The following is a 25,161-nucleotide window of genomic DNA, read 5'->3' as shown; positions in this document are numbered from 1 at the left end:
CGATGCGCGTCGCGGTGGTGGCCGGCCCGGATCCCGGCCATGCATTCCCGGCGCTGGCGCTGTGCCTGAGGTTCGCCGCCGCCGGTGACCAGCCGGTTCTGCTCACCGGGGCCGAACGGCTTGACCTGGCCCGGGCGGTCGGTGTCGAGGCCGTCGAACTCGCGGGCCTGGACCCCACCGAGGACGACGACGACGCCGACGCCGGCGCCAAGCTCCACCAGCGGGCCGCCCGGATGGCGGTGCTCAATGTGCCGGTGCTACAGCAGCTGGCACCGGATCTGATCGTCTCCGACGTCATCACCTCATGCGGTGGGATGGCAGCCGAACTGATGGGCCTGCCGTGGATCGAACTCTGCCCGCATCCGCTGTACCTGCCGTCGAAGGGACTGCCCCCGATCGGCAGTGGTCTGGCTCCGGGAACCGGCCTGCGGGGCCGATTGCGGGACGCGGTCATGCGCGCCCTGACGGCGCGGTCGGTGCGCGACGGTGACCGTCAGCGCGCGGCCGCGAGGGTGGGGATCGGGCTGCCGGCCCGCGATCCGGGACCACTGCGCCGGCTGGTCGCCACCCTGCCCGCCCTGGAGGTGCCGCGGCCGGACTGGCCTGCCGAGGCCGTCGTCGTCGGCCCATTGCACGTCGAGCCGACCTCGGCGATCCTGCCCATCCCGGACGGGGACGGCCCGGTCGTCCTCATCGCGCCCTCGACGGCGACTACCGGGGCCGACGGGGTGGCCGAACTGGCACTGCGGCACCTGATCCCCGGTGACACCCTGCCCGCCGGGTCGCGGGTGGTGATCTCCCGGCTGGGCGGCGACGATCTTGACGTGCCGCCGTGGGCTGCGGTGGGCCTGGGCCGTCAGGACGAGCTGCTCACCCACGCCGATGTGGTGGTCTGCGGGGGAGGGCACGGCATGCTGTCCAAGACGCTGCTGGCCGGAGTGCCGATGGTGGTGATCCCCGGCGGCGGCGATCAGTGGGAGCTGGCGAATCGTGTTGTGCGCCAAGGTAGTGCGCGGCTGATCCGGCCGTTGACCGGTGACGCGCTGGTGGCCGAGGTCAACGAGGTGCTGTCCACCCTGCGCTACCGGCAGGCGGCCCGGCGGGCGGGGGAGAGCGTCGCGGGCGTCGCCGATCCGGTACAGGTGTGCCATGAATCGCTGCCTGGGTAAGTTGGTGGCGTGCGGCTGACGGAATTCAACGAGCTGGTCGAAGCTCAGTTCGGCCCGGTTCGCGCTGCCTCCATGGTGCTCGACCACGTACTGACCAAACTGGGCGGGCGGACCGCCGCGCAGGCCATCGAGGACGGTGTGGAGCCCCGCGAAGTCTGGCGGGCACTGTGCGCGGACTTCGACGTGCCCCGCGACCAATGGTGAGCAGATGAGCACCTTCGCGCTGGTGCACGGCGCCTGGCACGGGCCCTGGTGCTGGGAACGGCTGACCCCCGAACTTCAGCGCCGAGGCCATCGGGTGGTCACCGTCGACGTCCGGTTCGACGATCCCGCCGCGACATTCGAGGACCACGCGGACACCTTCGCCGCCGCGCTGCAGGACGCCGGTGACGACGTGGTGGCCGTCGGTCACTCGCTGGGCAGCTTCGCGTTCCCGTGGATCGCCGAGCGCCGGCCGGTGCGCCATCTGGTGTACCTGTGCGGTCTTGTCGCCGAGCCGGGCCGCACGTGTGCCGAGCTTGATCGGGAGCAGCACATCCTCAGCCCGGGCTACACGGCCGGCCTGGCCAAGGTCGACGGCGGCACCCGGTGGGCGGACCTCGCTCTGGCCCGGCAGATTTTCTATTCCGACTGCGATGACGACGTGGTCGCCGCGGCGATCCCCAGGCTGCGGACGCAGGCCTTCAGTCCGATGATGCAGCGCTGCCCGTTCGACCGGCTCCCCGCGGTGCCGGCCACCTCCGTGCTGTGTGCGGACGACCGGATGGTCGATCCGGCCTGGTCACGACGGGTGGCCGCCGAGCTGCTCGAGGCGCCGGTGGTGGAGTTGCCGGGCGGCCATTCGCCGTTCTACTCGCGGCCCTCGGCGTTGGCCGAGGTTTTGGATCGCGTCGTCTGACACGCCCGGCGCGTCGGCTTGCTTTCGAACACCTGTTCGTTATGGTGGTGACGTTCGACCGAGTTTGTCGGTGGCCTGTCCTAGCGTCAGACCCAACCGGCCGGAACCCCGGTCAAACCGAATGACTACCGGAGAGGTACACCATGGCGCAGCAAGCCCCCGATCGCGAGAAGGCACTGGAGCTCGCGATCGCACAGATCGAGAAGAACCACGGCAAGGGTTCGGTGATGCGCCTCGGTGACGAGGTCCGCCAGCCCATCTCGGTCATCCCGACCGGCTCCATCGCCCTGGACGTGGCGCTGGGCATCGGCGGTCTGCCCCGCGGCCGCATCGTCGAGATCTACGGCCCGGAATCCTCGGGTAAGACCACCGTCGCCCTGCACGCGGTGGCCAACGCCCAGGCCGCCGGCGGTATCGCGGCGTTCATCGACGCCGAGCACGCGCTGGACCCGGACTACGCCCAGAAGCTCGGGGTGGACACCGACTCGCTGCTGGTCAGCCAGCCCGACACCGGTGAGCAGGCCCTGGAGATCGCCGACATGCTGGTGCGCTCCGGCGCCATCGACCTCATCGTCATCGACTCGGTGGCCGCACTGGTGCCGCGCGCCGAGATCGAGGGTGAGATGGGTGACAGCCACGTCGGCCTGCAGGCCCGCCTGATGAGCCAGGCGCTGCGCAAGATGACCGGTGCGCTGAACAACTCGGGCACCACCGCCATCTTCATCAACCAGCTCCGCGAGAAGATCGGCGTGATGTTCGGTTCACCCGAAACCACCACGGGCGGTAAGGCGTTGAAGTTCTACGCCTCGGTGCGGCTGGACGTGCGCCGCATCGAGACGCTCAAGGACGGCACCGACGCGGTGGGTAACCGCACCCGCGTCAAGGTCGTCAAGAACAAGGTGTCGCCGCCGTTCAAGCAGGCCGAGTTCGACATTCTCTACGGCAAGGGCATCAGCCGTGAGGGCTCGCTCATCGACATGGGTGTCGAGCACGGCTTCATCCGCAAGTCCGGATCGTGGTTCACCTACGAGGGTGAGCAGTTGGGGCAGGGCAAGGAGAACGCCCGCAACTTCCTCAACGAGAACCCGGACGTGGCCAACGAGATCGAGAAGAAGATCAAAGAGAAGCTCGGTATCGGTGCGGTGATGACCGATGATCTCGCCATCGATGACGTTCTGCCCGCCCCAGTCGACTTCTGACAAGCGCGCTGAGCAGGCGCATGCAGTGTGCCTGCGCCTGCTCACCGTGCGGTCGCGAACCCGCTCGGAGTTGGCCGGCCAGCTCGATAAGCGCGGCTATCCCGAGGATGTCGCCGAGTCGGTGCTCGACCGGTTGGCCGCTGTCGGGCTGATCGATGACGCCGAGTTCGCCGAGCAGTGGGTGCGGTCGCGGCGGGCGCGGGGCGGAAAAGGCAAGCGCGCCTTGGCTGCTGAGTTGCGCACCAAGGGTGTCGACGACGACGTGATCGCGTCCGCACTGCAGGACATCGACGCGGGTGCCGAGCGGCAGCTGGCCGAGGAGCTGGTGGAGCGCAAGCTGCGTCGGGAGGCGCTGGCCGATACCGACGACACCAAGGTGATGCGCCGGCTGGTCGGCATGCTGGCCCGGCGCGGCTACAGCCAGAACCTGGCGGTCGCCGTGGTCAGTGAAGGCCTGGCGGCAGAACGCGAGCGCCGCCGGGTCTAGCCGCCCCGGACGTTCAGCGCGCTGTGTAGCGCACCGCGCACGGATCGGCCGCACGCGCCACGCCGCCGATCTGGGCGGGCACCGGACGTGGGTAATCGTTCCACTCGGGCCTCAGGTCGTAGCGACCCGCGAGGCGGGTCATCGCCATCGCCATCGCGGCCAACGAAAAGGGCTGCGCCGGACAGGAATGCCTGCCGTGCCCGAAGGCGGTGACCAGCATCGGTGAGGCCAAGGCATGTGCATCGACAAGCCGGTACCGGTGCCACCGACTGGGATCCCATTCCGCCAGGCCGGCGGCCGCGGAGGTGTTCAGTAGCGGCAGGAGCGTCGCGATGATCCAGCCCTTCGGGACATCAACCACACCTGAGCCGGTGTCGAATGCGACCGGTTCCAGCACGGCGCGCGCCATGATGGAACGCTGCGCCAACCGGGTGCTTTCGAGGGCGCAGCTGGCCGCGAGATCGCGATCGCCGCCCGCGACCAGAAGCAGGTGGTCGGGATGAAGGATGAGGTCGACGAGTGCCCACCCGAGGGCTGCCATCAGGTTCGACATCGAGGCGATGTGGATGAGCGCTACGTCCATCGCAATACCGCGATTGCGGACCTCTGGTGGTTCAGAGGACCAGGCATCGACGATTCGGCTGAACAAGCCCGCGCGGGCCGCGGTTGTCGAACCATAGTGTCGCAGAGATGCTTCCACCACCTCGGAAACCTCTTCCAGGGCAGCCCGCTCGGCCCGCATCCCCGAGGCGGCTACGGCCGCCATCGCATCGGGGTGAACAAAGGCGTCAGAACCGTCGAGCACATCGAATGCGCGAACCAGCCGCTCGAACGCCTCGCCATCGGCGCAGCCAGGCCCCGCCCAGGACGCCAAACCCATGCGATGGCCGAGCCGTCGGGTCAGTGCGAACAGATCGACGGTGCCGCTCTCGCCGAGTTCGGCTTCCGTCGCGTCGAGAGCACGGTCGAGGTTCGCAAGGTATGACGTGACGTCGTCACGGCGAAACAGTGAACTCGGCAGGAGTCGTCTACCGACGAAAACCTCGTCGGGCAGCTTTCGCCTCAGCATGAGGAAGTCCGCGACACCCTTGCTCGCCGCTTCCTCGGCCAGCGCATAGAACGATTCGACGCCGGTCGGCGAGAAGGTGAAGAGGTAGTGCGCACTCCCGCTGCGGAGGACGAACGTGTCGCCACATCGTTCGCGTGCCGCCGCGATCGCCCCCACCGCGTCGTCGACCGCGACATCCCATGGCAGCCCGACGCCGTCGGCGACCGGTAGGACGTCGAGCGGATTCGGCACTACGAGCCGTCGCTAGTGGCCACGACGCTGACGATACCGTTCGGGCGCTCCGTCTAGGCTGCACGCATGCGAATCTCGGTCAAGCTGGCGCCCACGTTCACCTATCCCGAACTCGAACAGTTCTGGCGGGCCGCCGACGACCTCGGGTTCGAGGCGGTGTGGAACTACGACCACTTCTACGGCCTGGTCGAGAACAGCAAGCCCACCCACGAAGGCTGGACCACGCTGGCGGCGATGGCCGCGGTGACCCGACAGGCGCGGGTGGGCTGCATGGTGACCGGGGTGACCTATCGCAATCCGGCCATCCTGGCCAAGATGGCCGTCACCGTCGACCACATCAGCGGCGGGCGGCTGGACTTCGGTATCGGCGCGGGCTGGCACGAGGCCGAACACCGCGGGTACGGCATCGAATTCCCCAGCCCGGGAACACGAGTCGCGATGCTCGACGAAGCCCTGACCGTGATCCGCCGGCTGTGGACCGAGGAGTCGGTGACCTTCGACGGTCGCTTCTACACCCTGGCCGACGCCATCTGTGAGCCCAAACCGATCCAGCGTCCGCACCCGCCGATCGTCGTCGGCGGATCCGGCCCGAAGATGCTGCGCGTCATCGCCCGGCACGCCGACGAGTGGAACATGCCCAGCCACCAGGGTCCGCAGGAGTGGGGCGAGGTCAACACCCGCCTCGACGAGGCCTGTGCCGAGGTCGGCCGGGACCCAGGCGATATCGCTCGAGGTGTCCAGCTATTCCTGCACCCTCGTGATCCCGAGCAGGTCGACGGCCAACTCGCACTGCTGCCGCAGTACGAGGAACTCGGCTGCCAGCACGCGGTGCTGTCGTTCTACCAGCCGCCGCCCATCGAACTGCTGGAACGCTGCACGCAGCTCGGCTAGACCTTGCGGACCGCCGGCGGGTGCCAGGTCCCGTTGATCACCGGCGGACGCGGCGCATACAGCCGCATGGTGACGCCGAGGGCGCCCGATGGTGCGGGCAGCCAATTGGATTGGCGCTCCGGACCCGGATTGGTGTGCTGCAGATACAGATCCAGCGAGCCGTCGGCGTTGTACTGCAGTGCGTCGCGGTCACCGATGGCGAAGCGGTCCAGTTCGTTGGCCGTCTGATAGCCCTCGGCGTCATACATCGTCACCGACCAGAAGGCGTCGACGGGCGGAAGCTTGTCGGCGTCGAAGTGGATGACGTAGTTGTTGTCCCCGGTCAGCGGCTGCCCGTCGGCGTCGGTGACCAGCAGCGGGTACACCGCGTCCTCCGGTGGGTTGGCGCCCAACCCGACCAGGGTCACCACGGCCCGGCGCAGGTAGGAGTTGCCGTACACACCCATACCCTCGACCAGGCTCATCCAGCCGTCGACGATATCGCCCAGCGTCGGGGCGGATTCGGAGATGGCCGTCAGCCCGTCCTTCTTGCCCGCCTCGATCTCGTCGATCTCCTCCTGCGAGAACCGTTGTGCATCAAAAGGTTTACCCGCTTCGATACCGAGGTTGGTCAGGCGGGCCAGGATCGAGAAATCGGTCGGGTGCGGTGGGTTGACCGCCAACAGCTCGGCGGCATAGGTCAGGAACTCCACGGCACTCATCGCGTTGACCTTGCGCAGCGGCTCGGTCGTCACGTCGTAACCCTCGTCCTTGACGAACGGCGCCGACGGCGGCACCAACGGGCTCAGCCGGTAGCCGTCCTGGACGGCATTCACCGCGGCGTAGTCGGCCGGTCCGTTGGTCTGGGTGCGCCCGATGATCCACACATACGGAGTGGGGGCGTTGATCACCGGAACACCCTGGGGCAGCGGGCCCACCTTGCCCGGCCCCACGATGACGTACTTCTGTGGTCCGGTGCCCGAGGTGCGCTTGCCGGGATTGGCGAACACATCGGTCCACATGTCGATCATCGGCAGCATGAAGTAGCGGTCATCGGTGTCGGGCACCTCGAGCAGCACCGGGCCGTGCGTCAGGTCCAGCCAGGCCGACGAGTACAGGGTGTCGAAGTTGGGTCGCACCACCGCGCGGAAGTCCGCCCCCGGGTACTGCCGAATGTGGTTGAACTGATTGGGCGGCCCGGCTCCGAGCCCGTCGCGGTTGATCGTCTGCAGCCGGGTGACGTCCATCGTCACCAGCGGATAGAAGTAGACGAAGGCCTCGTGGCTCAACGTGCGCAGATCAGCGGACAGCGTTGTCATGCGTCACCTTTCGTGGAAAGTCGGCGCAAGTGTAGCGGCGCTGACACCACGAATCGCCGATCCACGACGCCCGTCAGAGTTTTCTAATCTCCGGGTTCCAACTCGCCTTGCGCATGCAGGGGTGCGGGTCCGCGTTTGGACCGGCGTAGCCGCCGTTCCAGTCGGGTCGCGGCCGATGACAGGGCGAAGTTCGCACTGATCATCAGGATCGCGATGACGATCAGCGCCGGCACGTAGTTGCCATACGACGAGCCGACCACCGTGCCCTGGCGCACCATCTCGACGAACGTGATCTGGTAGCCGATCGCAGTGTCCTTGAGTACCACCACCAGCTGGGACACCAGCACCGGCAGCATCGAGGTGATCGCCTGCGGCAACAGGATCGACCGCATCGTCTGGCCCCAGGTCAGGCCAAGCGCCGAGGCCGCCTCACCCTGCCCGCGGGGCAGCGAGGCCACCCCGGTGCGCACGATCTCGGCGATCACCGCACCGTTGTAGAGCGTCAACCCCGTCACCACACCGGCCAGCGCCAGATGCTTGGACGGGAAGGTGTCGTAGAGCGCGTAGAGGAAGTAGGCGAAGATCATCATGATCAGCACCGGGACGGCCCGGAAGAACTCCACGATGATCGCGCACGGCCAGCGCACGATGCCCGAGGGTGACAGCCGCCCGACACCGAGCAGGAATCCGAGGATCACCGCCAGCACGATCGACAGGCCCGCCGCAGTCAGGGTGCCCTCGATACCGGGCAGCACATAGGTTTTCCAGAGGTTGGCCGTCAGGAACGGCTCCCACTTGGCCGCCGTGAGCTGACCCTTGCCGGCGAGCTTGGCGATCACCGCCCACGCCACCAGTGCGACGACCAGGATCGAGACGACCGAGATCACCCGGTTGCGCACCCGGGCGCGGGGTCCCGGTGCGTCGAAAAGAACCGACGCCGTACTCATCTGGACCCCCGGCTCATCACGCCTCTGTTCTTCGCGCGAGCGCTCATCACGCCTCTGTTCTTCGCGCGAGCGCTCATCACCGCGCCACCGCCAGTCGCTTGCCGAGCCAGCCGAACAGCAGGCCCGTCGGCAACGTCAGGGTGACGAAGCCCAGCGCGAAGATCGTGCCGACCGTGAGCAACGCCGCGGTGTTCTCGATCATCTCCTTCATCAGCAACGCCGCCTCGGCCACCCCGATCGCCGAGGCGATGGTGGTGTTCTTGGTCAGCGCGATCAGCACCGAACCCAGCGGGATCAACACCGACCGAAAAGCCTGCGGCAGCAGGATCATCCGCAGGTTCTGCCCGAAGGTGAACCCCAGCGAGCGGGCCGCCTCGGCCTGCCCCAGAGGCACGGTGTTGACCCCGGATCGCACCGTCTCGCAGACGAACGACGCGGTGTAGACCGTCAAGCCAAGTACTGCGAGCCGGAAGTTGCTGTCCTCGATGGACGTTGGCGATTTCGGGTCCACCAGCGTGATGCCCAGGGTCTGCGCCAGGCCGAACGAGCAGAACAGGATGATCAACGTCAGCGGGGTATTGCGCACCACATTGACGTAGGCCGTGCCCAGCCAGTTGAGCATCGGCACCGGCGCCAGCCGCATCGCGGCCAGCACCGTGCCGAGGATCAGCGCTCCGACCGCGGAGAACACCGTGAGCTGCACCGTGGTCCAGAACGCCTCGAAGATCTGGCCGCGGTACTCGCTGAAGACCTCCACGTGCCCCGCGTCTCAGCAGGAAGCGGGTACGGGCGGTGCCGGGGTGGCGATGCCGGCCGGGCCGAGGTTCTTCTCGAACGCCGCCTTCCAGGCGCCGTCGGCCTCCATCTTCTTGAGCGCATCGGTGATCTTGGTGCACAACTCGGTGTCACCCTTCTTCAGACCGATGCCGTAGTTCTCCTCGGAGAACGGCTTGCCCACGATCTTGAACACGCCCGGCGACTGGGCGGCGTACCCGGCGAGGATGACCTCGTCGGTGGTGACCGCGTCGATCGCGCCGTTCTTCAGAGCCTCCACGCAGGCCGAGTAGGTGTCGTACTGCTGCAGCTGAACACCCGGGTACTTGTCCTTGATGCGCTGCGCGGGCGTCGAACCGCTGACCGAGCACAGCTTCTTGTTGTTCTGCAGCGACTCCGCGCCGGTGATGTCGGTGTTGTCGGCCTTGACCAGCAGGCTCTGACCCGTCACGAGGTAGGGGCCGGCGAAGCTGACCTTCTCCTTGCGGGCATCGGTGATCGAGTAGGTCGCCACGATGTACTTGACCTGACCGTTCTGGATCAGCGTCTCACGCTGCCCGGACGGTGATTCCTTCCACTCGATCTTGTCCTCGGGGTAGCCGAGTTCCTTGGCGACGTACTTGGCCACGTCGACGTCGAAGCCGCTCATGGTGCCGTCGGGGTTCTTCAGACCCAGGCCGGGCTGATCGAACTTGGTGCCGATGACGATCGTGTCGCCACCGCCGCCCCCGCCGCCACCGCACGCGGTTGCGGCGGGCCGCCGTGCTGGCCGTCGCACTCCCGTTCGCCGCCACCGCACGCGGTTGCGGCGAACGGGAGTGCGACGGCCAGCACGGCGGCGCCGAGGAGGCGCCATGAAGTGGACGGCATATCGGGTGTTCCTTTCGCCCTAGTGGTTGAGGATCTTGCCGAGAAAATCTTTGGCCCGTTCCGAGCGCGGGTTGTCGAAGAACTCATCCGGTGCGGCGTCCTCGACGATCGCCCCGTCGGCCATGAACACCACCCGGTTCGCGGCCCGCCGGGCGAACCCCATCTCGTGGGTGACCACCACCATCGTCATGCCCTCCGAGGCCAGCGAGGTCATCACGGCCAGCACCTCGTTGACCATCTCGGGGTCCAGGGCGCTGGTGGGCTCGTCGAACAGGATGACTTTCGGGTTCATCGCCAGCGACCGAGCGATGGCCACCCGCTGCTGCTGGCCGCCGGAAAGCTGCGCCGGGTACTTGTCGGCCTGGTTGGCCACCCCGACCCGCTCCAGTAGCGCCAGCGCGTTCTCGCGTGCCTTGTCCTTGCTGACCTTGCGCACCTTCAGCGGTGCCAGCGTGACGTTCTCCAGGATCGTCTTGTGGGCGAACAGGTTGAAGGACTGGAACACCATCCCGACGTCGGAGCGCAGCTGGGCCAGCTTGCGGCCCTCGGCGGGCAGTTCCTCGCCGTCGATGGCGATGCTGCCGCTGTCGATGGTCTCCAGGCGGTTGATGGTGCGGCACAGTGTGGACTTACCCGATCCGGACGGGCCCAGCACCACGATCACCTGGCCGCGGTCGACCTCCAGGTTGATGTCCTTGAGTACGTGCAGGTCGCCGAAATGCTTGTTGACGCCCTTGATCGAGATCATCGGCTTCTCGCCGTCGCGCCCCATGCGTTCAGACCATACCCAGGTAACCCTCAGTTTGCCCGCCGTTGACGGATCCGGCGGATTTCTCGGTGCCCGTGGGTGCTCCGTACGATGAGGTGCGTGACATCGGTGCTGACCCAGGGGCATGACGCGGGCGATCCTGCCCAGTCGTCGGCCGGGCGCACCTACCAGGTCCGCACCTACGGCTGCCAGATGAACGTGCACGACTCCGAGCGGCTGGCCGGTCTGCTGGAAGCCGCCGGTTATCAGCGCGCCCCCGAAGGGGCCGACGCCGATGTGGTGGTGTTCAACACGTGCGCGGTCCGGGAAAACGCGGACAACAAGCTGTACGGCAACATCAGCCACCTGGCGCCGCGCAAGCAGGCCGACCCCGACATGCAGATCGCCGTGGGCGGCTGTCTGGCCCAGAAGGACCGCGAGTCCCTGCTGAAGAAGGCGCCCTGGGTGGACGTGGTCTTCGGCACCCACAACATCGGGTCGCTGCCTGCGCTGCTCGAACGCGCCCGGCACAACCGCGAGGCCCAGGTCGAGATCGCCGAATCGCTGCGGGAATTCCCCTCGACCCTGCCTGCCGCCCGCGAATCCGCCTACGCCGCATGGGTTTCCATCTCGGTGGGCTGCAACAACACCTGTACGTTCTGCATCGTGCCGTCGTTGCGTGGCAAGGAGGTGGACCGCAGGCCCGCCGACATCCTGGCCGAGGTGCGCTCACTGGTGGATCAGGGCGTGCTCGAGGTGACTCTGCTCGGCCAGAACGTCAATGCCTACGGGGTGTCCTTCGCAGACGCGGACACCCCGCGTGACCGGGGCGCCTTTGCCGCCCTGCTGCGCAGCTGCGGTGACATCGAGGGCCTCGAACGCGTTCGCTTCACCTCGCCGCATCCGGCGGAGTTCACCGACGACGTCATCGAGGCCATGGCGCAGACGCCGAATGTCTGCCCGGCCCTGCACATGCCGTTGCAGTCCGGCTCGGACCGGGTGCTGCGCGCCATGCGCCGCTCCTACCGTGCCGAGAAGTATCTCGGGATCATCGACCGGGTGCGCGCGGCCATGCCGCACGCCGCGATCACCACCGACATCATCGTCGGCTTCCCCGGGGAGACCGAGGAGGACTTCGCGGCCACCCTCGACGTGGTGCGTGCGGCCCGGTTCTCGGCGGCGTTCACCTTCCAGTACTCCAAGCGTCCCGGCACCCCGGCTGCCGAACTCGACGGCCAGCTTCCCAAAGAGGTTGTGCAAGAACGGTATCTGCGTCTGCTCGAGCTGCAGGAGCAAATCTCCTGGGAGGAGAACACCGCACAGATCGGCACCCAGGTGGAGATCCTGGTCGCCACCGGCGAGGGCCGTAAGGATGCCGCCACCGCGCGGATGAGCGGACGGGCCCGCGACGGCCGGCTGGTGCACTTCAGCCCGGGGGAGACCGAGGTGCGTCCCGGCGACGTCCTGACGACCACGGTGACCGGCGCCGCGCCGCACCACCTGATCGCCGACGCGCCGGTGCTCAGCTACCGGCGCACCCGCGCGGGCGACGCCCACGCCGCGGGACAGCGCCCGCGTACCACCGGACTGGGCCTGCCGACGGTGGGTAAGCCCGTCACGGTCGAACCGACGGGATGTGGCCAATGAGTGACTTCGAGTCCTACCGCGCCGAGATCGAGGCGGCCGAACGCAAGGTGGCCGGTGAGATCCAGCCCGGTGCGCGCGCCATGGTGGTGGCGATCCTGGTCTTCGTGCTGCTGGTGTCGCTGATCCTGCCGCACACCGGCGGTGCCCGCGGCGTCGATGTCCTCATCGGCAACGACAAGGCGATCAGCGTGGGAATCGCGCTGCCGTCGCGGATTTTCAGTTGGCTGGCACTGGTTTTCGGTGTCGGCTTCTCGATGCTGGCGTTGCTGACCCGACGCTGGGTGCTGGCCTGGCTGGCCCTGATCGGCTGCGGGCTGGCCAGCGCGCTCGGGATGCTTGCGGTGTGGTCGCGCCAGACCGCGGTGGGCGGTCACCCGGGTCCGGGTATCGGTCTGATCCTGGGCTGGATCACGGTGATCCTGTTGACCTTCCACTGGGCTCGCGTGGTGTGGACGCGTACCGCCCTGCAGTTGGCGGTCGAGGAACAGCGGCGCCAGGAGGCCTCTGAACGTCAATCCCGCACGCTGCTCGACGAGGTCGACCGGCGCGAACGCGGTGACCAGACGCCCCCGCCCGCCGAGGGCTCCACCTAGATCGCCCAAACCGACGTGTGGCAGTAGGAACTACTCCAACGCAGGTCGGAGCCCAATTTGGCCTAGCTGGGCATGGGGTTGTGCCATCTGCATGCCTTTCGGCCCGTCTTCGTCAATCGGGTTTGTCGGTCGCAACTGAGACAATTGACGGATGGGCAAACGGCACCGGCCAGCCATACAGAGCACGTTCACGTGTGCGTTCTGCGGCAGGCAACCTCCCGAGGTCAAGAGATCAGACGAGCACGTCCTCAAGAACTCGCTGAAGTACCTCACAACTCCGGGAAGTGGGATGCGGAGCATGTCCAGCTACCGAGACCCCGCGACCGGCCAGACCCGCATCGAATATTGGGAAAATGGCGACAAGAACGGCTATCAGGCCACCGTCGAGATCTGTATAACGTGCAACACGAAGATCTTGAACAACAAGATCGAGAAGCCGTTTGAGGCGGTATTCAAGGAGATGAGGGAGGGGCGCGCGGTAACCCTCAACGCAGATTCGGTCAAGCACATGGCGACGTGGGCGGCCAAGACGGCTATGACGAAGGAGCTACTCGACAAGGAAGGACGCCGAGGCGATCTGTCGATCCCCGAATGGCAGTACCGCTGGCTTCACGACCATGTCAGCCCGCCAAACGCAATGCTCATGTTTTTCGGGAAGGTCGAGAACACCCCAAACGGATACCACCATCATCACCGGTTTCGTTTAAGCCTCGACGTACCCGAAAGTGCAGGCCATGTCACGACGTTCGTCGTAGGGCAATTCTGGGTCGTCGTCGTTGGTTTCGCGCACGAGGACATGTTTGACGCTTTCAAGGACGGCTTCGACGAGTTCTACAGCCAGAGCCACTTGCGCTCGCTGACACGGTTTTGGCCACCCGACACCGACGAGGTGGGATTTCAGAATCCGCCTGCCCCCCAAGTGTTTCCGCCCGGTCCAGAGGCAACCTTTACATTGTGCGAGGCAGTGAGGAATGGGCCGAAGAAAATGTCGGCGACGGTGGACGGCGTCAAAATCAATGTGCAATCCAGCCCCCAGGCGCTTCCTTCAGAGGGACCAATAAATGTCACCATCAATGGACAGAGGAAAAATGTCCAACTCGTGAAGGGCAGACCCCCGGGCAGTCTGGGGCAAGGGCACCCTGACGACATGATGATGTTCATCCAGGATTGATGAACGACACCGTCCGGCTAGGACCACGGCCAGATTCAATGGGTGATTCCGAAATGAGCGCGGCGTGCGCTTCTCCAGCCCAGGGTGGTCAGACCGCCTACGTCATTGACGTGTGACAGACGGTCTCTGGCGGCGGCCTTGAAGGCCGTGGATCCCCGCAGGGTGTTGCCGTCCTTCCCGGCTTGGTGGATCCTCGGGCACAGCCCCGCCCGCTGGGGTGCTGGCCAGCAGCGCCCCAACGCATCGACGACGCCGCCGCGGTCCGTGAGGGAGTTCCCGCCAGCGCTGAGCATGGGAGCGTGCCAGGTGTCCAGCTCGACGAAGTCGCAGCCGATCCAGCTGCTGCGCGCGGCGCCGTTGGCCAGCTCCAGGGGTCGGGTGAGGCTAACCGGGAAAGGGTGGAACAGCGAAGCCAGCCATGATCTGACGCTTTCCTGTGCCATCTGAGTGTCAGGTTGTCTGTCTCAGAAAGTCACTGTCTGACAGCGTCTGTCGTAGTCGAAAACGGGTATCAGGACTGCTCAGAAGCACTGTTCCGCACCTAAAGGACAGCGGCTATCTCACCAGATGGCCCAAACCGACGTGTGGGCGCGAAAGTACGAGAGCAGCGCGCCATAACGTCGATCTCGGCGCGCAGAGATCAGCGCTTCTTGCCCAGTGCCTCGACGGCGGCGTCGGCCCACTGCCGCCACTGCTCGGCACTGGCCCTGGCCTCGGCAGCCTCCTTGGTGCGCCCCGCCGCCTCGGCCTTTTCGGCCTGCTTCTCGAACTGTTCGACGCGGGCGCGGAACTGCTCGGCGCGGGCCTGGGCCTGCGGGTCGACCCGGCCCGCATCGGCGGCGTCGCGGACCTTCTTCTCCACCGCGCGCAGCCGTCGCTCCAGATCGGCCTGCCGCTCGCGGGGCACCTTGCCAATGGCGTCCCATTTGTCGGTGATCGTGCGCAGCGCCGCCCGGGCGGCGTCCGGGTTGGACGTGTCGATCTTCTCGGCCTCGGCCAGCAGCGCCTCCTTGGCGGTGGCGTTGGCCGCGAACTCGGCATCCCGCTCGGAGTTGATCGCGTTGCGGGCGGCGAAGAAGGTGTCCTGCGCGGACTTGAACCGGTGCCACAGCGAGTCGTCGACGTCCTTGGCCGCGCGGCCTGCCGCCTTCCACTGCGTCAACAGGTCGCGGAAGGCCGCCGAGGTGGCGGCCCAGTCCGTGGAGCCCGACAGCTCCTCGGCCCGCTCGCACAGCTTCTCCTTGGCCTGCTTCGCGCCGGCGCGTTCCCGGTCGAGTTCGGCGAAGTGCGAACCGCGGCGACGGTTGAACGTCTCGCGCGCCGCCGAGTAGCGCTTCCACAGCGCGTCGTCGGTCTTGCGATCCAGACCGGTGATGGTGCGCCACTCGTCGAGGATGGCGCGCAGCCGGTCACCTGCCGACTTCCACTGCGTGGAGTTGGTGGCCAACTCTTCGGCCTCGGCGGCCAGCGCCTCCTTGCGAGCGGTCTGCGCGGCGCGGTGCTCGTCGCGTCGCGCCCGATCCGCCGCCGCGGTCTCCTCGGCGTGGTCGCGGATCGCGGCCAGCCGGTCGGCCAGCGCGTCGACATCGCCGAGAACACTTGCGGTGGGCAGGGTTTCGGCCAGTGCCGCGGCGGCCGCCTTGATCTTGCGGGCATCGCCGGTGCCGGAGGCCAGCCGGGTTTCCATCAGAGTGACCTCGGTGGCCAGGTCCTCGAAGCGCCGGCCGAAGTGGGCATAGGCGGCCTCGGGGTCACCGGCCTGCCACGACCCGATGGTGCGCTCACCGGCGGAGGTGATCAGCCAGACCGTGCCGTCGTCGTCGACCCGGCCGAAGCGGTGCGGGTCACTGGACGGGGGAACGACCACCGGCGCGGCCGGGGGATGCGGCCGCGGGACCGGTCGGGCGGGACCCGGTCGGGGAGTCGGCTTGGGCGATTCGCCGCCATGGGGTTCGTCGATCGTCATGAACTCGCCTCACCTACCCTCCGCGCGGTAGTTCCCGCGCACCTGCCGCGCGACGCGGCGCCAATGCTGTCAAAGGTCGGCCACACTGAGGTCAGCCTTCCTCGAACGTATTGAACCAGTTCGGCCCCGCCAATGCCCCCGGGTTCGGCGGTCCCGCTTGCACACCGCACCGGCAGGCGGGCAATCTGACCACTCCAGGCGCGGGAGGGAGACCATGGACAAGGCGGATATCGCCACCGTTCTCGCCCTGTGCGCGGCGTTGTGCGTCGCGATCGGCGACGTCATTCAGCAGCGCTCGGCACAGACCGTCACCGACGAGCCCGTCGGGCATGTCGCGCTGTTCCTGCACCTGCTCAAGGACTGGAAGTGGTGGCTGGGCAGCCTGGTCGCCGCCGGCGGTTTCGGGTTCCAGGCCGCCGCCCTGGCGTTCGGGTCGGTGCTGCTGGTCCAGGCGTTGATGGTCACCTCACTGCTGTTCGCCCTGCCGATCAGTGCCCGGTATGCCGGTCGCAGTGTGACCCGCTGGCAGTGGATCTGGGCGGTACTGCTGGCTGGGGCCGTCGCCGTGATCGTCACCGTCGGTAACCCGACCGAAGGTCACTCGCGCGCCGGCTGGGAGCTGTGGGCCTGGGTGATCGCCACCCTGGGCCCGGCGTTGGCGCTGTGCCTGCTGGGCTCGCGGGTGCTGGCCGGAAGGCCGGCCGCCGCAGCCCTGCTGGGGGTGGTGTCCGGCTCATTGTGGGGACTGTTCGCCGTGTTGACCAAAGCGGTGGTGCACCGGGTGGACGACGGGATCTGGGCGCTGCTGAAAACCCCGGAGTTGTATCCGTGGGCGCTTGTCGCGGTCGCCGCCACCGCATTGGAACAGTCGGCCTTCCGGGCCGGCTCACTGGCGGCGTCCCTGCCTGCGGTGACGGTCAGCGAGCCGATGGTCGGGTCGGTGCTGGGCATCTTCGTGCTCGGCGAGACCCTGCGCCCGGATGATGCGGGCTGGTTCGTGCTGATCGTGGCCGTCGCGGTGATGATCGCGGCGACCGTCGCACTGGCCCGCGGCGAGGTGAGTTCCGGCCAGCCAGCGCCGGCGCCCGCCTGACCGACGGCGCGCTAGCGTGTGTGGCGTGTTGACGGCCATCGCACTGACCCCCTCGGCCCCGGTTCTGGTGCCTGAACTCGCCGGTACGGCAGCCGCCGAAGTGGCCGAGTTCCGGGACGCGGCGCTGGCGGCGGCCGCCGACTTGCCCGCGCAGTGGGTGGTGCTCGGCGTCGGCCCGGCCACCGAGGTGATCGGGCCGCAGACCGCCGGGACCTTCGCCGGTTACGGGGTCGACGTTCCCGTCGCGCTGTCACCGCAAGCTCCGGCTGCGGTGAGCGCTCTGCCGTTGTGCGCCCTGTTCGCCGGCTGGTTGCGCGGTCAGGCCAACCCCGCCGCCCGCGCCGAGGTGCGGGTCTACGCCGCCGATCTGGATGCGCAGGCCGCGCTGGCCGCCGGCCGGGCGCTGCGCGCCGAGCTGAACGCCCGCGACGCGGCGGTCGGTGTGCTGGTGGTTGCCGACGGTGCCAACACCCTGACCCCGCCCGCGCCGGGCGGTTATGACCCCGACGCCGAACCGGTGCAGGCCGCCCTCGATGACGCGCTGGCCGCCGGTGACACCGCCGCACTGGCCGAGGCGCCGGCCGGGATCGTCGGCCGGGCGGCCTACCAGGTGCTGGCCGGGCTGGCCGGGGCGGGCCCGCGCTCGGCGAGGGAACTGGTGCGCGGCGCGCCGTACGGGGTGGGCTACTTCGTCGGTTTCTGGGTGCCGTGACACCCACCGGCGGGCAGGAGCGAAGCGACCCGGGGGACAGGCACGGCGGGCAGGAGCGAAGCGACCCGGGGGAAAGGCACGGCATTCGCCCCATCGCGGTGATCGGCCCTACCGGCACCGGCAAGTCGGCGCTGGCCCTCGACGTCGCCGAGCGGCTCGGCGGGGAGATCGTGAACGCCGACGCCATGCAGCAGTACCGGGGGATGGACATCGGCACCGCGAAGCTTCCGGTCGAGGAGCGGCGCGGTATTGCGCACCACCAGCTCGACGTCCTCGACATCATCGAAACCGCGACCGTCGCGCGCTACCAGCAGGCCGCTGTCGCCGACGTCGAGGCGATCATGGGCCGCGGGCACGTGCCGGTGATCGTCGGCGGCTCGATGATGTACATCCAGTCGCTGCTCGATGACTGGGCTTTCCCGGCCACCGATCCGCAGGTGCGGGCCCGCTGGGAAGCGCGGCTGGCGGAGGTGGGGGTGTCGGCGCTGCACGCCGAACTCGCCACCCGTGACCCGGCTGCCGCCTCGGCGATCCTGGCCACCGACGGCCGTCGCATCGTGCGGGCACTGGAAGTGGTCGAGCTGACCGGCCAGCCGTTCGCCGCCTCGGCGCCACGGATCGGCGCACCCCGCTGGGACGCCTTGATCGTCGGATTAGATTGGGACACAGCGGTTCTCGACGAGCGGCTGGCGGCGCGCACCGACACCATGTTCGACGACGGACTGGTCGACGAAGTGCGTACGCTGCTGAACTGCGGGCTGCGCGATGGGGTGACCGCGGCCCGGGCGCTGGGCTACGCGCAGGTGATTGACGCGCTGGACGCCGGTGGAACTGCCGAGAATCTCGCCGAAGCCCATGAGCTGACGTTCATCGGAACCCGGCGCTATGTGCGCCGGCAACGGTCCTGGTTTCGCCGCGACCACCGGATCCACTGGCTGGACGGGGCGGCCGCCGGGCTTGCCGACGAGGTGATCGCACGGTGGCGCGACGTATCCTGATCAGGTGATCTTCAGCAAGGGGCACGGCACGCAGAACGATTTCGTGCTGCTGCCGGACCTGGATGCATGCCTGGACCTGGCACCGGCCGCGGTCGCCGCGCTCTGCGACCGGCGCCGCGGGTTGGGCGCCGACGGGGTGCTGCGGGTCACCACCGCCGGGGCCGTGGTGGCCGCCGGGGTTCTCGAGCGGCTGCCCGAGGGCGTCGCGCCGGGTGACTGGTACATGGACTACCGCAACGCCGACGGCTCATTCGCCCAGATGTGCGGCAACGGGGTGCGGGTGTTCGCCCACTACCTGCGGGCCAGCGGCCTGGAGCAGCGCGACGAGTTCGTGGTCGGCTCGCTGGCCGGCCCGCGCCCGGTGATCGTGCACCGCGCCGACGCCGTCGACGCCGAGGTCACCGTCGAGATGGGCAAGATCAACCGGCTCGGGATCGGCACCGCCACCGTGGGCGGCCGGACCTTCAGCGGTGTCGGGATCGACGTGGGCAACCCGCACCTGGCCTGCCTGGACCCGACGCTCAGCCAAGCCGACCTGGCCGCCCTCGACGTCGCCGCCCCGGTGCAGTTCGACCACACCCAGTTCCCCGAGGGCGTGAACGTCGAAGTCCTGACGTCACCGGTCGACGGTGCGGTGTCCATGCGCGTGCACGAACGCGGTGTGGGGGAGACCCGTTCCTGCGGCACCGGCACCGTTGCCGCCGCAGTGGCTGCCCTGGATCACCTCGGTACGCCGACCGGCGAGCTGCGGGTGCGGATTCCGGGCGGGGAGGTCAGCGTTGAGGTCACCGACACCACCAGCTTCCTGCGGGGACCGTCGGTGCTGGTGGCCCAGGGTGAGCTGGCCGACGCATGGTGGGCGGCCCAGCACTGAGCGCGCGCCGGGGCACGTTATTGAGGTGCGCGACGTTGTCTGTGCGTGACACCATCGGTACCAGTTATGACCACACCTGATCCTTCCGCCGACCCGAGCCTCGGCGAACTCGCACTCGAAGACCGTGCCGCGCTGCGGCGCGTCGCCGGGCTGTCCACCGAACTCGCCGACGTCTCCGAGGTCGAATACCGCCAGTTGCGCCTGGAACGCGTGGTGCTGGTCGGCGTGTGGACCGAGGGCAGTGCCGCCGACGCCGACGCCAGCCTCGCCGAGCTTGCCGCGCTGGCCGAAACGGCCGGATCCGAAGTCCTCGAAGGTCTCATCCAGCGCCGCGACAAGCCGGACCCGTCCACCTATATCGGTTCGGGCAAGGCCCAGGAGCTTCGCCAGACCGTCATCGCCACCGGCGCCGACACCGTGATCTGCGACGGTGAACTGAGCCCGGCGCAGCTCAACGCGCTGGAGAAGGTCGTCAAGGTCAAGGTCATCGACCGCACCGCTCTGATCCTGGACATCTTCGCCCAGCACGCCAGCAGCCGGGAGGGCAAGGCGCAGGTCGAGCTGGCCCAGATGCAGTACATGCTGCCCAGGCTGCGTGGCTGGGGTGAGTCGATGTCACGGCAGGCTGGCGGGCGTGCCGGTGGCGCCGGCGGCGGCGTGGGCACCCGCGGTCCGGGTGAGACCAAGATCGAGACCGACCGCCGCCGCATCCGCGAGCGGATGTCCAAGCTGCGCCGCGAGATCAAGGAGATGAAGCAGGTCCGCGACACCCAGCGCAGCCGCCGGCTCCACAGCGACGTGCCCTCGATCGCGATCATCGGCTACACCAACGCCGGCAAGTCGAGCCTGCTCAACGCCCTGACCGGCGCCGGGGTGCTGGTGCAGAACGCGCTGTTCGCCACCCTCGAACCCACCACGCGCCGAGGCGAATTCGACGACGGCAGGCAGTTCGTGCTCACCGACACGGTCGGCTTCGTACGGCACCTACCCACCCAGCTGGTCGAGGCGTTCCGCTCGACGCTGGAGGAAGTCGTCGACGCCGACCTGCTGGTGCACGTCGTGGACGGTTCCGACAGCAACCCGATGGCCCAGATCGAGGCGGTGCGCCAGGTCATCCGCGAGGTGCAGAACGATCACCACTCGGCACCCGCGCCAGAACTGTTGGTGGTCAACAAGATCGATGCCGCGGCCGATCTGACGCTGGCCCAGTTGCGCCGTGCCCTGCCGGGTGCGGTGTTCGTCTCCGCGCACACCGGCGAGGGTTTGGAGCGGCTGCGCACCCGGCTCGGTGAGCTGGTCGAACCGCGCGAGGTATCCGTCGACGTGACGATCCCGTACAACCGCGGTGATCTGGTGGCCCGGTTGCACAATGACGGTCACGTCGATGCCACCGAGCACACCGAAGCCGGAACCCGGCTGAAGGCCCGGGTGCCCGCGGCACTGGCCGCGGGCCTGCGCCAGTACGCGACCTAGGCCGCTGCGGCTCCGGTGCCGCCACGGCCCGAGGCGGCGGTGGTGCCGGACGATTCGCTGCCCGGGGTCTTGTCGACCGGCTTGGGTGCCAGGCTGCCGACCGCGTCCTTGATGTCGGACACCACATCCGACAGCGGTGACGTGGTGGTCGGATGTGATTGCGGCCGAGCAGGTTTGGCGGCTGTCGCCACGGAACTGCGGATCTGGGAGGCCTTGGGCACGGTCGGTTCCGTCGGTCCGGTCCCCTCGGTGACCGACTTCTTCTGGCCGTCAGAGGTGGTGGTGGCGGCGGCCAGGGTGGCGGCCGGCGAGGACGGCACCAAGGGTGCACTCGGCGACGGGGTCGAGACACCCAGGTCGCCCAGCGCGTCATGGATGCCCTGACCCACCGCGGTGACCAGGTCTACGGTCAGCGTGACCGGGTTGATCACCGGGATCAGGCCGAACGGGGAGGGCTGGCCGTAATTGGTGCGGTCGTAGCCGGTTTCGATGAGCACCCGGGTCACCGGGGAGATCAGGGACACCAGGGGTTTGATCAGCGCGGTGGTGCCGGTGGCCGCGCCGAGATCCAGCAGCGGCTGCATGATCGGCAGTGTCTTGGCCGGGATGGTGATGTACAGGGTGTCGTTGTAGGTCTGGCAGTTCTTGGGGCTCTGGCTGCAGTCGATGGCCTGCTCCAGTTCGGGCACCGTGTAGCCATAGGGCGTCGCGGTGACCGGTTCGGTGCCCCGGGGCGACAGGTAGGTCCCGTGGATGTACCAGAAACCGGCGATCGCATTGAGGTCGGCGAGCAGGTTGATCGGGTACTTCGGGAAATCAGCGACCCCGTCGTACTGGAATGCGATGTCGGTGGTGTTCACCGCGGGCAGCACGGTGGTGTCGGTGGGGGTCGGCTGACCGAACGTGGCGTCCAGAATCGGCACGGTGCCGAATGCGGCGAGCCGTTCGAACAGGCCGCCGTTGGGCCGGTTCGGGTTGCCGATCAGGACGAACGAATACCGGTCCGGGATGACGCCGCCGTTGTCTTGTGCGAGTTGGCTTTTGACAATGCTGGACACCGTGGCGCCCTGGGAGTAGCCGAAGATCACGATGTCGTCGGCGGGGTCGACGGCGTCGATCTGGTCGTTGAGGCTCTGGACGCCACTGGCCACCGACACGTTCCACTTGGCTCCGTTGAGTCCGCCCCACCCGGCGAACGGGAACGGCCAGAACTGGGCGATGTAGGGGACCGGTTCGGGGGTGCAGACCACCGCGCACGACGGCGCCTTCGGCGCGATGTAGTAGGCCACCGCGTTCTGCATGTAGTTGGTGCCCTGCGGCGGCACCGCCGGATTCGGTGTGCCGGTGCCCGGGACGATCAGGGCGACGGCGGCGAGGTTGACCGCGGCGGTGATCGTGGCACCCAGGGCGGTGGCCAAAGCCGCCGCGATCGCGATGACCGCGACCACGACACTGCGGGCGGCGGCCTTCAGATATTGACGCATCAGCAAACTCTCTTCGGGATTCTCCGGGCTTGCTGGAATCCTCGCACTCGCGCCGCGGCCACACCAGACAAACGTGAGAAAAAGCTGAGAAAAATGTGTGACGTTGTCGTGATGTCCGACGCGAAGGCCGGGTAGATATATCTGCGGCCGTTCCCTATTCAACCGGTCGACCGAGTCTCGCGGTGACGCTGCGACGCAGTGGGTGCCTCGGTGAATCGCGGCTCGATCAGTGCCCGGCGGTGACTGCCAACGATTGCTGACATCCACCGATGGCGAAGTTCATCTGACGACCGGCGGTTGGTGGGCGCGCACCGGCGGCAGCACCCCGTCGAACTTCTCCACCTCGACCAGCACCGCCGCGCCGGTGCACCCCTGGGCCAGTGCCGAGGTTCCGGTGTCATCGGTCAGCACGTTCGGATTGCCGTGCACACACAGCGAATCCGGGTCGGCGGGGTCCAGCGGGTCATACCAGGCGCCGGTCGACAACTGCACCACCTGCGGGCGCAGACCCTCATCGAGCACCACGCCGGCCAGACAGGCGCCGCGATCGTTGAACACCCGCACCACGTCACCGTCGGCCAGGCCGCGCAGCGCGGCATCACCGGGATGCATCCGAATCGGTTCGCGGCCCTGCACTTTCGAGGACCGGCTGGTGGCCCCACCATCGAGCTGGCTGTGCAGCCTGCTGGCGGGCTGGTTGGCGATCAGATGCAGCGGGAAACGAGCGGCGCGTTGCCCACCGAGCCACTCGGTGGGCTCGTACCACCGTGGATGTCCGCCGCAGTCGGCGTAGCCGAAGCTCTCGATCGTCTCGGAGAAGATCTCGATACGCCCGCTGGGGGTGGCCAGCCGGTGGGTCTGCGGGTCGGCGCGGAAGTCGGCCAGCAGGGTCAGTCCGTCTTCGACCGGTAGCCGCAGCATCCCGTCGGCCCAGAACTGGTGGAAATCCGGCACCGCGACGTCGATTTCGGCCGACCACGTGTCGTACATGTGCACCAACCACTGCCGGGCGGTGCGGCCCTCGGTGAACTGGTCGCCGAAGCCGAGGCGGTCGGCCAGGGCGGCGAACGTGGTGTAGTCGTCACGGGCCTGGGCATAGGGCTCGGTGAGCGCCGGCATGGCCACCAGCAGTGGGTCGTTGCGGGATCCGGAGAAGTCGTCGCGCTCAAAGGCGGTCGTGGAGGGCACCACGATGTCGGCGTGCCGGGCCATCGGCGTCCAGTACGGGTCGTGCACCACCACGGTGTCCACCCGGGCCAGGGCGCGGCGCAGCCGGGGCAGATTCTGGTGATGGTGGAACGGATTTCCACCGGCCCAGTACACGCACTTGATGTCCGGGTAGGTCAGGGTCTGGCCGTTGAAATCGAACGGCTCGCCCGGGTGCAGCAGCATGTCGCTGATCGCAGCGACCGGGATGAAGGTCTGCACCGGGTTGGGGCCCTGAGGCAGCGAGGGCAGCCGGCAGCGCAGCGGTGGCAGCCCCGGCTCGTTCATGGAGCCGTAGCCGTGCCCGAAACCGCCTCCGGGAAGCCCGATTTGGCCGAGCATCGCGGCCAGCGTCAGCCCCATCCAGGGCGCCTGTTCGCCGTGCCGCAGCCGCTGCAGCGACCAGCTGACCGTGACGATGGTGCGCTGTGCGGCCATCCGGCGAGCCAGTGCGGTCAGGTCGCCGGCGTCCAGCCCGCAGATCGGGGCGGCCCACTGCGGTGACTTGGGCACCCCGTCGTCGACGCCCAGCAGGTAACGCTCGAAGCGGTCGTAGCCCGTGCAGTAGGTCTGCAGGAAGGCGTGGTCGGCCAGTCCCTCGGTGGCCAGTACGTGGGCCAGTGCCAGCATGATCGCGACGTCGGTGCCCGGTCTGGCGGGCAGCCACTGGCAGTCGCCCTCGATATCGGAGCGCAGCGGGCTGATCGAGACGATGCGGCCGCCCTTGGCGCGGAACCGATTCAGCGCGTCGCGCGCTGGATGGTCGGTGGTGCCGCCGTGATTGATCCCGGTGTTCTTCAGGTTGATCCCGCCGAAGCACACCAATAGTTCGGTGTGCTCGGCGATGACGCTCCACTGGGTGGAGCGCTTGAACAGGTCGTCGTGGGTACCGACCACCCGGGGCATGATCACGCCGGTGGCGCCCAGGCTGTAGGAGTGCCGCGAGTAGGTGTAGCCGCCGAGCATCTTCAGGAAGCGGTGCACCTGGCTCTGAGCATGGTGAAAGCGGCCCGCGCTGGCCCAGCCGTAGGAACCGCCGTAGATCGCTTCGTTGCCGTAGGTGTCGACGACGCGGCGAAGTTCACCAGCCAGCAGGTCGGTCAGTTCCGCCCAGCTGACCGCGACGAATTCCTCGGCGCCGCGGGCGCTGCTGGGGCCCGGCCCGTCGCGCAACCAGCCGCGCCGCACGGCCGGGCCGGCGATGCGGGACGGGTGGCGCACGGATCCGGGAATGTTGCCCAGCAGGGGAGAAGGGTCGGCATCGCCGGGAAGTGCGGTGACGGAGGTGATCTCGCCGTCGGCGACGTTGGCGCTGAATGCACCCCAGTGTGTGAGGCTCGTGGGTGCTCGGCCCATGGGTGAA

22 protein-coding genes and 1 pseudogene are annotated in these 25,161 nt (G+C 68.0%); 14 read left to right on the top strand and 9 right to left on the bottom strand.

Translation table 11 applies throughout. The features are described 5' to 3' along the window. Positions 1–2 precede the first annotated feature (2 nt). From BN3385_RS23415 to recX, 5 genes are all read left to right on the top strand, one after another. Positions 3–1,169, top strand: coding sequence for a glycosyltransferase (locus BN3385_RS23415; RefSeq protein WP_059020432.1), 1,167 nt, complete (start codon positions 3–5; stop codon positions 1,167–1,169). Between the two features lie 9 nt (positions 1,170–1,178). After that, on the top strand, positions 1,179–1,373 hold the full coding sequence (locus tag BN3385_RS23410) for a DUF3046 domain-containing protein (RefSeq protein ID WP_059020430.1): 195 nt from the start codon (positions 1,179–1,181) through the stop codon (positions 1,371–1,373). Between the two features lie 4 nt (positions 1,374–1,377). After that, a complete protein-coding gene (locus BN3385_RS23405) occupies positions 1,378–2,067 on the top strand; it encodes an alpha/beta fold hydrolase (RefSeq protein ID WP_059020428.1) in 690 nt (229 codons plus the stop codon). Positions 2,068–2,210: 143 nt separating this feature from the next. Further along, positions 2,211–3,266, top strand: coding sequence for a recombinase RecA (gene recA / locus BN3385_RS23400; RefSeq protein ID WP_059020425.1), 1,056 nt, complete (start codon positions 2,211–2,213; stop codon positions 3,264–3,266). Beyond that, positions 3,235–3,753, top strand: a complete 519-nt coding sequence (recX, locus tag BN3385_RS23395; protein ID WP_059020423.1) for a recombination regulator RecX — start codon at positions 3,235–3,237, stop codon at positions 3,751–3,753. The genes recA and recX overlap by 32 nt, the downstream gene beginning before the upstream one ends. Before the next feature lie 13 nt (positions 3,754–3,766). Here the strand turns inward: recX and BN3385_RS23390 are convergent, their stop codons facing one another. Continuing rightward, on the bottom strand, positions 3,767–5,053 hold the full coding sequence (locus BN3385_RS23390) for a cytochrome P450 family protein (RefSeq protein WP_059020420.1): 1,287 nt from the start codon (positions 5,051–5,053) through the stop codon (positions 3,767–3,769). Between the two features lie 66 nt (positions 5,054–5,119). Here BN3385_RS23390 and BN3385_RS23385 point away from each other — a divergent pair, with 66 nt between their 5' ends. Beyond that, positions 5,120–5,944, top strand: coding sequence for an LLM class F420-dependent oxidoreductase (locus BN3385_RS23385; RefSeq protein WP_059020418.1), 825 nt, complete (start codon positions 5,120–5,122; stop codon positions 5,942–5,944). Here BN3385_RS23385 and BN3385_RS23380 read toward each other — a convergent pair. The 5 genes and pseudogenes from BN3385_RS23380 to BN3385_RS23360 form a co-directional block, all read right to left on the bottom strand. Then, entirely contained in the window at positions 5,941–7,242 is a 1,302-nt protein-coding gene (locus tag BN3385_RS23380) for a DUF1254 domain-containing protein (RefSeq protein ID WP_059020416.1), read from the bottom strand. The two genes, BN3385_RS23385 and BN3385_RS23380, sit on opposite strands and share 4 nt — an antisense overlap. Before the next feature lie 83 nt (positions 7,243–7,325). After that, complete coding sequence (locus BN3385_RS23375) at positions 7,326–8,189, bottom strand: amino acid ABC transporter permease (RefSeq protein WP_059020415.1); 864 nt, start codon at positions 8,187–8,189, stop codon at positions 7,326–7,328. A 76-nt stretch (positions 8,190–8,265) separates the two neighbouring features. Beyond that, complete coding sequence (locus BN3385_RS23370; RefSeq protein WP_059020413.1) at positions 8,266–8,946, bottom strand: amino acid ABC transporter permease; 681 nt, start codon at positions 8,944–8,946, stop codon at positions 8,266–8,268. 12 nt (positions 8,947–8,958) lie between these two features. After that, positions 8,959–9,833, bottom strand: a pseudogene (locus tag BN3385_RS23365) (glutamate ABC transporter substrate-binding protein). A 19-nt stretch (positions 9,834–9,852) separates the two neighbouring features. Next, positions 9,853–10,581 (bottom strand): amino acid ABC transporter ATP-binding protein, encoded by a 729-nt coding sequence (locus tag BN3385_RS23360; RefSeq protein ID WP_059022358.1) that lies wholly within the window; start codon positions 10,579–10,581, stop codon positions 9,853–9,855. Positions 10,582–10,692: 111 nt separating this feature from the next. On the opposite strand from BN3385_RS23360, the gene miaB reads away from it, so the two are divergent. The 3 genes from miaB (at position 10,693) to BN3385_RS23345 (ending at position 13,992) form a co-directional block, all read left to right on the top strand. After that, positions 10,693–12,228: a tRNA (N6-isopentenyl adenosine(37)-C2)-methylthiotransferase MiaB gene (gene miaB / locus BN3385_RS23355; protein WP_059020411.1), complete on the top strand. Its 1,536-nt coding sequence runs from the start codon at positions 10,693–10,695 to the stop codon at positions 12,226–12,228. Next, positions 12,225–12,821, top strand: coding sequence for an Rv2732c family membrane protein (locus BN3385_RS23350; protein WP_059020409.1), 597 nt, complete (start codon positions 12,225–12,227; stop codon positions 12,819–12,821). Before miaB ends, BN3385_RS23350 begins: the two co-directional genes overlap by 4 nt. 298 nt (positions 12,822–13,119) lie before the next feature. Next, a complete protein-coding gene (locus BN3385_RS23345) occupies positions 13,120–13,992 on the top strand; it encodes a hypothetical protein (protein WP_156432861.1) in 873 nt (290 codons plus the stop codon). A 640-nt stretch (positions 13,993–14,632) separates the two neighbouring features. On the opposite strand, the gene BN3385_RS23335 is transcribed toward BN3385_RS23345, so the two are convergent. Further along, positions 14,633–15,958 (bottom strand): DUF349 domain-containing protein, encoded by a 1,326-nt coding sequence (locus BN3385_RS23335; protein WP_059020403.1) that lies wholly within the window; start codon positions 15,956–15,958, stop codon positions 14,633–14,635. Positions 15,959–16,172: 214 nt separating this feature from the next. Between BN3385_RS23335 and BN3385_RS23330 the strand changes: the two genes are divergently transcribed. The 5 genes from BN3385_RS23330 (at position 16,173) to hflX (ending at position 21,108) form a co-directional block, all read left to right on the top strand. Then, entirely contained in the window at positions 16,173–17,051 is an 879-nt protein-coding gene (locus BN3385_RS23330; RefSeq protein ID WP_059020401.1) for a DMT family transporter, read from the top strand. A gap of 25 nt (positions 17,052–17,076) precedes the next feature. Then, complete coding sequence (locus BN3385_RS23325; RefSeq protein WP_059020399.1) at positions 17,077–17,763, top strand: class III extradiol ring-cleavage dioxygenase family protein; 687 nt, start codon at positions 17,077–17,079, stop codon at positions 17,761–17,763. Positions 17,764–17,846: 83 nt separating this feature from the next. Then, positions 17,847–18,761 carry a tRNA (adenosine(37)-N6)-dimethylallyltransferase MiaA gene (gene miaA, locus BN3385_RS23320; protein WP_059022357.1) on the top strand — a complete coding sequence of 305 codons (915 nt, stop codon included), beginning with the start codon at positions 17,847–17,849 and terminating at the stop codon, positions 18,759–18,761. 4 nt (positions 18,762–18,765) lie between these two features. Beyond that, positions 18,766–19,635: a diaminopimelate epimerase gene (dapF, locus tag BN3385_RS23315; protein WP_059020397.1), complete on the top strand. Its 870-nt coding sequence runs from the start codon at positions 18,766–18,768 to the stop codon at positions 19,633–19,635. Positions 19,636–19,701: 66 nt separating this feature from the next. Next, complete coding sequence (gene hflX, locus BN3385_RS23310; protein ID WP_059020394.1) at positions 19,702–21,108, top strand: GTPase HflX; 1,407 nt, start codon at positions 19,702–19,704, stop codon at positions 21,106–21,108. Here the strand turns inward: hflX and BN3385_RS23305 are convergent. Then, positions 21,105–22,592 carry a PE-PPE domain-containing protein gene (locus BN3385_RS23305; RefSeq protein ID WP_059020393.1) on the bottom strand — a complete coding sequence of 496 codons (1,488 nt, stop codon included), beginning with the start codon at positions 22,590–22,592 and terminating at the stop codon, positions 21,105–21,107. The genes hflX and BN3385_RS23305 overlap by 4 nt on opposite strands. A gap of 279 nt (positions 22,593–22,871) precedes the next feature. Further along, positions 22,872–25,154: a molybdopterin guanine dinucleotide-containing S/N-oxide reductase gene (locus BN3385_RS23300; protein ID WP_059020391.1), complete on the bottom strand. Its 2,283-nt coding sequence runs from the start codon at positions 25,152–25,154 to the stop codon at positions 22,872–22,874. Between the last annotated feature and the right edge of the window lie 7 nt (positions 25,155–25,161).

The sequence above is a fragment of the Mycobacterium sp. M26 genome (assembly GCF_001494595.1).
Classification (GTDB): Bacteria; Actinomycetota; Actinomycetes; order Mycobacteriales; family Mycobacteriaceae; genus Mycobacterium.
The sequence above is the reverse complement of the archived record's forward strand: the minus strand, read 5'-3'. Positions and strand labels throughout refer to the sequence as shown.